General features: G+C 62.2%; 2 protein-coding genes. One reads left to right on the forward strand and one right to left on the reverse strand.

Annotated elements, in window-relative coordinates; translation table 11 throughout:
* Positions 1–208 precede the first annotated feature (208 nt).
* On the reverse strand, positions 209–1,984 hold the full coding sequence (locus NW818_RS11435; RefSeq protein ID WP_414424616.1) for a phospholipase D-like domain-containing protein: 1,776 nt from the start codon (positions 1,982–1,984) through the stop codon (positions 209–211).
* Between NW818_RS11435 and NW818_RS11440 the strand changes: the two genes are divergently transcribed.
* Positions 1,955–2,188 carry a fasciclin domain-containing protein gene (locus NW818_RS11440; RefSeq protein ID WP_414419609.1) on the forward strand — a complete coding sequence of 78 codons (234 nt, stop codon included), beginning with the start codon at positions 1,955–1,957 and terminating at the stop codon, positions 2,186–2,188. The two genes, NW818_RS11435 and NW818_RS11440, sit on opposite strands and share 30 nt — an antisense overlap.
* Positions 2,189–2,199: the final 11 nt, after the last annotated feature.

Consider the following 2,199-nt stretch of genomic DNA (forward strand, 5'->3'; position numbering starts at 1 on the left):
AGCCTTTTGGCCCCCTGCATTATTGCTCTGCAACGCCGATGCGACCAACATTTTAGGCGTGGGTGCAGTGTCCTGGTTTGAACTGAAATGACTATATTTGGGGTTTAATTTGGGGTTTATTCGAGGGGAGAGGCCCTTTAGGAGCTGCTCTGGGATGAACTTCCGAAAGCACTCCGCGCCCTCAACCTGACCAAGAGGGGGCTAACTCCTACCAGGTTACCCGATCCCGCAGCTGCTCAATCCGGGCTGGGCCAATGCCATTGACCCGTTGCAGATCCTCCAAAGAGGAGAAGGGGCGGGCCTCGATAATGCGCTGCGCCAGGGCGGGGCCAATGCCGGGCAACTGTTCCAGCTCCGCCGCCGTGGCCGTATTCAGGTTAACGCGAGGGGATCCCCCAGGAGACGCCACCGGAAAAGCAACCGACGGGGAAGGGGATCCCGCCTCAGGAGGAAGAACGACCTCGACTTCCAGCAGCTCCGGCTCCGGTTCAGGCAAGGAAGCGGCAACGGGGACGGGGTTGGGGCAGCGACGGGACGCCTCTTCTGCCTGCTGTTGCAAGCGGCGGCTGGGGCCAAAACGGGCCTCGGCCATCAGCCGGTCGAACTCCCGCACAAAGTGATCCACCACTCGGCCATTGCGGATGATCAGGAAGTTTTCGTCGTTGAGGTGGTTGGCCGAGACCGACCAGTTGTTGGATCCGGTGATCACCGTGGCCTGAGGAGTGCCGGGATCGATGATGGCAAACTTATGGTGCAGCTTGTCTCCCGGGGCGAGGTTGGGCACGCCCACGGATGAAGCGGGCACTGTCCAAGGCAGGCGGGCCGCGTCCACCCGGCAGTTTTCGTCCGGGAGCAGCAGCCCCCACATCTCCAGGGTGCGGCTGTAGTCGCGAAAGGCAAAGCCGGGATCGAACACGCCGCGGATCAGCACGTTGCGCTCCTGGCGCAGTTGCCTGAGCTGGTTGGCAATGCCTGAGTCCGTAAAGACGAACAGGGCCAGATCCACCTGCTGCTGCGCTTGGGCCAGGGTGGCCGCGATGATGCCGTTGGAAGTGGCCTCGTAGGGCAGGGAGCGGCTGCTGGGAGAAAAATGTACCCCCACGATGGCATCGCCAAGGTAAACCGTCTCCAGGGGACGCTTGAGCTTTTGCACCCCGAAGCGGCTGTCGGGCAACCCTCCCGGCCCATCTCCCCACATGAGGTTGAACTCCTCGGTGTAGAGGCGAGCCAGCTCGGGGCTATCCAGCAGCAGCAGGTGGTTGGCGTTGCCCACACTGCCGGGGGCATCAAAGTCCCCGTGAATATCAGAGAGCGTGAAATTGGCCGAGCCGGTCAAGACTTTCTGCCCGTCGATCACCACAAATTTGTGGTGCATCAGGCCGCTGCCCTTGGAGCCATCGGCGGTATCATCCAGCCAGGGCACCCGCCCCCCATCCAGCAAGGCGTACACATCTCGGCTGGCAATCTCCTCGGGAGAAAACCGTCCATCGCGGTTCACATCCACCAGGTTGCGGTACTCCTCGAACTTGCGACGGCTGCGCTCGTCCAGCGCCCGCACTTCGGCAGGGGTGAGCTGGTGCCAGGCTCGCACGTAGGTGTTTTCGGTAATGAAGCGCACCGGGATCCCGGCCTGTCGTCGCTCCACTAGGGCTTGGGCAATGAGCGGTAGGTTCAGCTCTTGCACGGCAATATCCACCGACTGCCGAGCGGAGCGAATCTGGGAAATGATGAACTCTTCCAGGTTGTAGCCATAGCGGCGGATCTGGCGATAGGGATCCCGATAGGTGCTCTCGCGGCTTTGGTTGAACACCACCCGGATGCGGGGGTGCTGCGGCAGAGGGGCCAGGGTGGGCAGCTCCGGCTCTTGGGGGTAGGGTCTGGGCCGAGGACCCACCCAGTAGCCGATCAAGACCAGAATGAGAAGCAGAGCAACCCAGGGCAGCCAGCTGCGGAGTTGCCGCAACCACGACGGGATCCCGTTCATGGCCTTTCTCCTCTCCAGCAATCACACCCCCAGGATACCGAACTTTACGGCAGCCACTTCTGGGGCAAGGTGTCTCTGGGGGGTATTCTCACCTATCACGTGGTTCCCGGTTTGGCCCCTTCCGACGCCCTCAGAGCCGGCCAGCAGGTGGCGACCTTACAGGGATCCCCGGTGACGGTCACCCTCGAGGGAGCATGCCTCTAACCCCCAAAACC

Source organism: Synechococcus sp. R6-5, assembly GCF_047461775.1.
In the GTDB taxonomy this organism is placed as follows: Bacteria; Cyanobacteriota; Cyanobacteriia; order Thermostichales; family Thermostichaceae; genus Thermostichus.